We start from the raw sequence: 6,705 nt of genomic DNA on the forward strand, positions 1-6,705 counted from the left end.
CAGGGCCCTGGAGCCGGGCGGGGTGAACGCGGGGAACTGTGGCGTCAGGACGACTGAGGGGCTCGTTACCGCGCGGTCGGGACGATGAAGCGGTCGCCGGAGCGCACCGAGGGCAGGGCCCCCGGAGACCGTCCGCAGCCGATCCGGCGCTTCGGCGGGCCGTACGAGCACCGAGGCGATACGGGCCTGAGGCGCTACCCGCCCTACGGCAGGACCGCTCCGGCCGTCGTGGGCCAGGTCATGCGGATCATTCCGCCGTCCTTGCCGGTGGTGACCTCGACGTCGTCGACCAGCCCGCTGATGACGGCGAGGCCCATCTCGTCCTCGCCCTCGGCGTCGCTCTCCGCGGCGCCCTCGGCCTGGTCGGTACCGTGCGCACCGGAGTCGCCGTTCACTCCATCGCCCACCTCGATCGAGAACTTCTTCTCGTCCTCGATCAGCAGGACCCGCACCGGCGAGTTGATGTCATGGCTCTCGTGCAGCCCCACCGCCCGGCTGCACGCCTCACCGACGGCGAGCCGCACCTCGTCCAGCACGGCCTCGTCCACCCCGGCGCGCCGTGCCACGGCAGCCGCGACCAGACGCGCGGTGCGGACGTGCTCGGGAAGGGCGCTGAAGCGAAGTTCGACGGTGGCCATGCCATCCCCCTCGTTATGCGGGCGTGCGACGCAGGGGGCCGGACACTGCGTCCGGTACCCCCCACTGCTTCCTCCCCCCGCGCCTGGCGGCGCGGGGGACCGGCGAAACCGTCAGTCGGTGGCGGAGACGGCTTCGTCGACCGAGGTGTGAATCGGGAACACCTTGGTCAGACCGGTGATACGGAAGATCTTGAGAATGCGCTCCTGGTTGCAGACCAGGCGCAGCGAGCCCTCATGGGCACGCACCCGCTTGAGCCCGCCGACCAGCACGCCGAGCCCAGTGGAGTCCAGGAAGTCGACACGTTCCATGTCCACCACGAGGTGGTAGCTTCCGTCGTTCACAAGCTCGACCAGCTGCTCACGCAGCTTGGGCGCGGTGTATACATCAATCTCGCCACCGACCTCGACGACCGTACGGTCGCCAACGGTCCGGGTCGACAGGGACAGGTCCACGGATCCTCCAGCACCTTGCTATCGAGCGGTCGCCCCCCTGGGGCCTCCCCACCGACGGTAGGGGCGGATCTGGCAGCCGCGATGGCATTCAATCACTTACCGGCAGGCGTGCACGACGCCCTTTGAGCATTGTCCGTCACTCCGGTGACACACTCGGTGCCGATGGCCTCCAATCCACTCCCGCCGGATGCGGGCACGCGCCCTTCCCCAGGCATGATTCTCGAACGTCTCGCCCGGGGCGCGACCCGCGCTGCGCGCATCACTCATACGGAGCACTTGCCCCCGCGCATCGGCAGCCATGCCGACTGGCCGGAACAGATCCGGCCGGAAGTGATCGACGCCATCCGGTCGGCCGGAATCGAGCGTCCCTGGGCCCACCAGGCACGGACATCCGAACACGCGGTGCGCGGCGAGTCGGTCGTCGTCGCCACCGGGACCGCGTCGGGGAAGTCGCTGGCGTATCTCGCGCCGGTCCTCTCCACGCTCCTGGACGGCTCCGAGGCCCCGAACGGGAGGGGCGCCACGGCCCTGTATCTGGCCCCCACGAAGGCGCTGGCCGCCGATCAACGGCGCGCCGTACGCGAGCTGGCCGCCCCGCTGGGCACGGCCGTCCGGCCCGCGGTCTACGACGGTGACACCCCCGTCGAGGAGCGCGAATGGGTCCGCCAGTACGCCAACTACGTGCTGACCAACCCCGACATGCTGCACAGCGGCATCCTGCCGTCGCACCCGCGCTGGTCCTCCTTCCTGCGTGCGCTGCGCTATGTCGTCATCGATGAATGCCACAGCTACCGCGGCGTCTTCGGCTCGCACGTCGCACAGATCGTCCGCCGGCTGCGACGGCTCTGTGCCCGTTACGGCTCCGATCCGGTCTTTCTGCTCGCCTCCGCGACGGCCGCCGAGCCGGGACAGGCCGCGACCCGGCTCACCGGTCTGCCAGTGGTGGAAATCACGGAGGACACGTCCCCGCGCGGTGAGTTGGTCTTCGCGCTGTGGGAGCCGCCGCTGACCGAATTGCACGGCGAGCAGGGCGCCCCGGTCCGCCGCACCGCCACCGCCGAGACCGCGGACCTGCTCACCGATCTCGCCGTCCAGGCCGTGCGTACCGTCGCCTTCGTCCGCTCCCGGCGCGGCGCGGAGCTGATCGCCCTGATCGCACAGGAGCGGCTGGCGGAGGTGGACCGTTCGCTGCCCGGACGCGTCGCCGCGTACCGGGGCGGCTATCTGCCCGAGGAACGCCGCGCCCTGGAACAGGCGCTGCACAGCGGCGATCTGCTCGGTCTGGCCGCCACCACCGCGCTCGAACTGGGCGTGGACGTCTCCGGACTGGATGCCGTGGTCATCGCCGGCTATCCGGGGACCCGGGCCTCGCTGTGGCAGCAGGCCGGGCGGGCGGGCCGCTCCGGCCAGGGAGCACTCGCCGTGCTCGTGGCCCGCGACGACCCGCTGGACACCTATCTGGTCCACCACCCCGAGGCGCTCTTCGACCAGCCCGTCGAGACCACCGTCCTCGACCCCGACAACCCGTACGTGCTCGCCCCGCATCTGTGCGCGGCCGCGTCCGAAATCCCGCTCGCCGAAGCGGACTTCGCCCTCTTCGGTACCGCGGCGGCCGGCCTGATGCCCCAGTTGGAGGCCGCGGGCCTGTTGCGCCGGCGCGCCAAGGCCTGGCACTGGACGCGCCGCGAGCGAGCCGCGGACCTCGCCGACATCCGCGGTCAGGGCGGCTCGCCGGTGCAGGTCGTGGAGGCCGGCACCGGGCGGCTGCTGGGTACCGTGGATGCCGCCGCCGCGCACACCACCGTCCACGACGGCGCCGTCCACCTCCACCAGGGGCGCAGTTATGTCGTCCAACGGCTCGACCTGGACGACGATGTGGCGCTCGTCGAGGAAGCCAGCCCGCCCTATTCCACGACCGCCCGCGACACCACCGCCATCTCCGTCCTGGAGACCGACACCGAGATTCCCTGGGGCGCGGCCCGGCTGTGCTTCGGCTCCGTCGAGGTCACCAATCAGGTCGTCTCCTTTCTGCGCCGGAAACTGATCACCGGCGAGGTCCTGGGCGAGACCAAGCTCGACCTGCCGCCGCGTACGCTGCGCACGCGAGCGGTGTGGTGGACGGTCACCGAGGACCAGCTCGACGCCGCCCGGGTCAATCCCGAGCAGCTGGGCGGCGCCCTGCACGCCGCGGAACACGCCTCCATCGGCATGCTGCCGCTCTTCGCCACGTGTGACCGCTGGGACATCGGCGGTGTCTCCGTGCCCCTGCACCCGGACACCCTGCTGCCGACCGTCTTCGTCTATGACGGCCACCCGGGCGGCGCCGGATTCGCCGAGCGCGCGTTCCACACGGCCGCCGACTGGCTCACCGCCACCCGTGACGCCATCGCCGCATGCGAGTGCGAGGCCGGGTGCCCTTCCTGCATCCAGTCCCCCAAGTGCGGCAACGGCAACGACCCGCTCCACAAACGGGGAGCCGTTCGGTTGCTGGGCGAACTGCTGCGCGGGGCGCCGAAGGAGGCCTAACGGGTGCCGCGGCGGCCTGGCCGGTGCCTTGGACGGCGTGACGGGCCTGGCCCCGGCCCGCCCCTGCGAAGGGCGCCCCGCCGGACCGGCCCGGGCGCGCACCCGGGAGGTGAAGGGGGAGCTGCCCGCCTCGGCCGCGACATCGGCGATCGAGCCGTCCACCGCGCAGCGCACCAGGCGGGTGTGCTGCGCCGTCGCCACCCGACGCGCCGCCGCGCAGGCCTCGGCCGAGCCCTGCAGGGCGTGATCCGCCGCGGCCAGCGCCGCCAGGTCCGCGGCGCCACCCGCCCGGTGTCGCGCCGTGACGGCCTGCCCCACCCCCATCAGGGCGAGGAAGACCGCACACAGCGCCGCCGCCGCGAAGACCGTCCAGACCGTCGCCGAGCCCTCGTCACCGCACCGTCTCCTCCGCAAGGGCCGCCGCCTCCCCTCGAACCCGCACCGTCAGCCGCGCCACGCCGGGCAGCCGGGCCTCGACCCGCACGCGCACCAGATCGCCCTCCCTCGACAGCACGACCCGCGCATCCCTAGGGGCCGCGTCCCGCGCCGCCGAGATCGCCGCCGACCGTGGCTCCGACCGCGCCGCGGCACGGGCCCCGGCCCGCGCCGCGTCCACGCACTCGATACGGGCGCAGACCGCCATCAGCCCCCAGATCAGCGCCGTCACGACCGCCACGAGGAGGGGGAGGACCACAGCGGTCTCCGCCGTCACGAATCCGGCGTCGCGGGCGCTCGGCGGGGCGCCCCGAGCCAGGGGACCCGGGGCGCCGCCGTCAGAACGGGACATTGAGCGCCCGCTCGATCACCGACCGGAGCAGCGCCTGCACCGGTCCGCTCGTCACCACCTTGTAGAGCGCCGCCGCCAAGGCACACGCCGCGAGCGTCCCCACGGCGTACTCCGCCGTGGTCATCCCCCGGTCGTCGGCCCCGATCGTGCGCAACCGCGCCCACCACCGCCGGACGATTCCCCTCCGAACCATGTCCATCCCCCTTTGGATGTCTTCTGCTGATGGATCTCTTCTGCTGGTTGGTTGTCATTGCTGGTTGGCTGCCATGTGCGGGTTGGCCGGCGTCTGCCGATGGGCAGTTGAGGAGGCGCCGGTGGCCTGGACGGTGCGTCGGGGGCCCGGCCAATGAGCCGGTGGCTTGGGCCGGTGAGCCGGCGCCTCCGCCTGTGGCCAGTCCCCGGCCGCCGTCCGTACGCACCGGCAGTTCACCTGCCGGCTTCGACCTCGCGGCGTCCGCCGCTCAATTGCGCCCGAGCAGCCCGCTGGCCAGGCCGATCAGTACGGGCGCCACGCCCAGCGCCAGGAACGCCGGCAAGAAGCACGCCGACAGCGGCATGGTGACCAGCACCCCGGCCCGCCGCCCCCGGGCGGTGGTGGCCCGGGCCTGCTCCGCACGGAGCGCGGCGGCGGTCCGGGAGGCCGACTCGACGGCCGGTACCCCGGTTATGCCCGCACGCTCCATACAGCGCGCCAGACCTTCCGCACCGGGGAGTTCGGCCAGTCGTGGCCAGACGGCCGCCGGTTCACCTCCCAGGCGGAGTTCCGCCGCCACCTGGCGCAGCCGGTCCGCCACGGGCCCGTCGAGCGACCTGCCCACCGCCTCGGCCGCTTCGCGCGGCCCGGCTCCCGCCGCGAGGCAGGCCGCCAGCAGATCGCCGGCCGGTGCCAGTGCCGCGCGGACTTCCGCGGCCGCCAATCGCGCTGCTTCCGCGCCTCGTTGGCGTGCCAGACAGCGGTGTGCTCCAAAGCCCACGGCGAGTCCTGCCAGGACGCCGCCCATGCCACCGACGAGGATGACCATGAAGAGAGCCGCCCCCACGGGGCCGGCCCACTCGCTCAGCCGACCGTGCGCAACGCCCTTCGCCCGCGTGGCCCGCCTGCGCCATGGGACCGCGGCCGACGCCCTGGGCCGGGCCGTTCGACCGCCGGATCGATCCGGACGAGCGGCCGCCCATACCGTCGAGACCCGCCGCCTGACGACGCGCCCGCTGCGCACCTCCCGCAGCAGCGCCACAGCACAGAGCATCACCGTCATGACCGCGACCGCCATCCCCACCCTGTGGACAATTTCTGCGCTCATCCCAACCCCCTCCTCCGAGCGCCTTCCGCGGCCGCGACGATCCGAGCCGTCCAGGCCACTCCGCCCCATTCCAGGAGCCCGCCGATCACCAGGCAGCCCCACCCGGCCGGGGTGTGCAGCAGCACCCGCAGCGGGTCGGCGCCGAGTGCGCTGCCCATCAGGAGCCCGCCCACGGGCAGCAGGGCGAGCATCAGAGCGGTGGCTCGGGGCCCCGCCAACTGGGCCCGCAGTTCGTCGCGTTGATCCCGCTGGGCGCTGAGCCCCGCCGCGATCCGCTCCAGCCCGCGGGCCAGTCCCGCCCCGCCCTCCACCGCCACCTGCCAGCACGCGGCCATTCCGGTCAGCCCCTCGGCTCCCGGCAGTCGCGCCGCCGCACGCAACGCCTGGGGGACATCCCCTCCGTAACGCGCTGCCGCGGTCACCGCCGAACCTGCCGGTCCGAGACCCGGCGTCCCCGCGGCTAGCAGTGCCTGGGCGGGCTGCCGCCCGGCCCGCAACTCCCCCGCCACCGCCGCGCACAGCGTGATCACCGCGGCAGCCCGCCGGTCGCGCGCACGGACCGCGCCACGGGCGATCAGCCACCGCCGGACGAGGAACGCGGCCGCCACGGAAGCCAGGGGCGGAACCGCGGAACCGCCCAGCACCCCCAGCACCAGCCCGGCCGGCAGACACCAGAGCTCCCACCCGACGTCCCCCAGGGGCCCCACGCGCCAGCGCGGCCCCGCGTCCCCCTCGACCACCCGCCGTATGCACCAAGTCCGCACGTCCTGGCCCCGCAGCCGGGCCCGCCACCCCCCTTCCTCGTCCCTCTCTCCGTGGCTCCCCAAGAGCGCCCGGGCCCGCCGCCGCAGGTCGTCCGGCCGGCCCCCGGCCAGCCGGCCCGCGGCTCCCGCGCAGAGCACCGCGGCCATCAGTGCCGCCCCGCCGGCCAACCAGGAGGGCGTCGGCCGGGTGACGCTGCGGGACCTCGTACGGCAGGCGCTGCGGATGCGTCCGGACC

The 6,705-nt window shown here is 73.6% G+C and carries 7 protein-coding genes and 1 pseudogene; 1 reads left to right on the forward strand and 7 read right to left on the reverse strand.

The genetic code is table 11. The annotated features are described in order from the left end of the window. Positions 1–203: 203 nt before the first annotated feature. Together EST92_RS30365 and bldG are read right to left on the reverse strand one after the other, a co-directional pair. The gene (locus EST92_RS30365) at positions 204–638 is read right to left on the reverse strand and encodes an ATP-binding protein (protein ID WP_006604143.1); all 435 of its coding nucleotides are present in this window, start codon (positions 636–638) and stop codon (positions 204–206) included. 111 nt (positions 639–749) lie between these two features. After that, the gene (gene bldG / locus EST92_RS30370) at positions 750–1,091 is read right to left on the reverse strand and encodes an anti-sigma factor antagonist BldG (protein WP_046926810.1); all 342 of its coding nucleotides are present in this window, start codon (positions 1,089–1,091) and stop codon (positions 750–752) included. Positions 1,092–1,253: 162 nt separating this feature from the next. Between bldG and EST92_RS30375 the strand changes: the two genes are divergently transcribed. After that, positions 1,254–3,617 carry a DEAD/DEAH box helicase gene (locus EST92_RS30375; RefSeq protein ID WP_254069152.1) on the forward strand — a complete coding sequence of 788 codons (2,364 nt, stop codon included), beginning with the start codon at positions 1,254–1,256 and terminating at the stop codon, positions 3,615–3,617. Between the two features lie 75 nt (positions 3,618–3,692). On the opposite strand, the pseudogene EST92_RS30380 reads toward EST92_RS30375, so the two are convergent. The 5 genes and pseudogenes from EST92_RS30380 to EST92_RS30400 form a co-directional block, all read right to left on the reverse strand. Next, a pseudogene (locus tag EST92_RS30380) lies at positions 3,693–4,031 on the reverse strand (Rv3654c family TadE-like protein); the annotation flags it as partial. Then, positions 4,009–4,404, reverse strand: coding sequence for a TadE family type IV pilus minor pilin (locus EST92_RS30385; protein ID WP_254069153.1), 396 nt, complete (start codon positions 4,402–4,404; stop codon positions 4,009–4,011). The gene EST92_RS30385 and the pseudogene EST92_RS30380, both read right to left, overlap by 23 nt. Continuing rightward, complete coding sequence (locus EST92_RS30390; protein WP_254069154.1) at positions 4,391–4,597, reverse strand: DUF4244 domain-containing protein; 207 nt, start codon at positions 4,595–4,597, stop codon at positions 4,391–4,393. The genes EST92_RS30385 and EST92_RS30390 overlap by 14 nt, the downstream gene beginning before the upstream one ends. Before the next feature lie 268 nt (positions 4,598–4,865). Continuing rightward, positions 4,866–5,705 (reverse strand): type II secretion system F family protein, encoded by an 840-nt coding sequence (locus EST92_RS32495; protein ID WP_254069155.1) that lies wholly within the window; start codon positions 5,703–5,705, stop codon positions 4,866–4,868. Next, entirely contained in the window at positions 5,702–6,616 is a 915-nt protein-coding gene (locus EST92_RS30400; protein WP_129283891.1) for a type II secretion system F family protein, read from the reverse strand. Before EST92_RS30400 ends, EST92_RS32495 begins: the two co-directional genes overlap by 4 nt. Positions 6,617–6,705 lie beyond the last annotated feature (89 nt).

Origin of the sequence: Streptomyces sp. TM32 (assembly GCF_004122755.1) — a bacterium.
Taxonomy (GTDB): domain Bacteria; phylum Actinomycetota; class Actinomycetes; order Streptomycetales; family Streptomycetaceae; genus Streptomyces; species Streptomyces sioyaensis.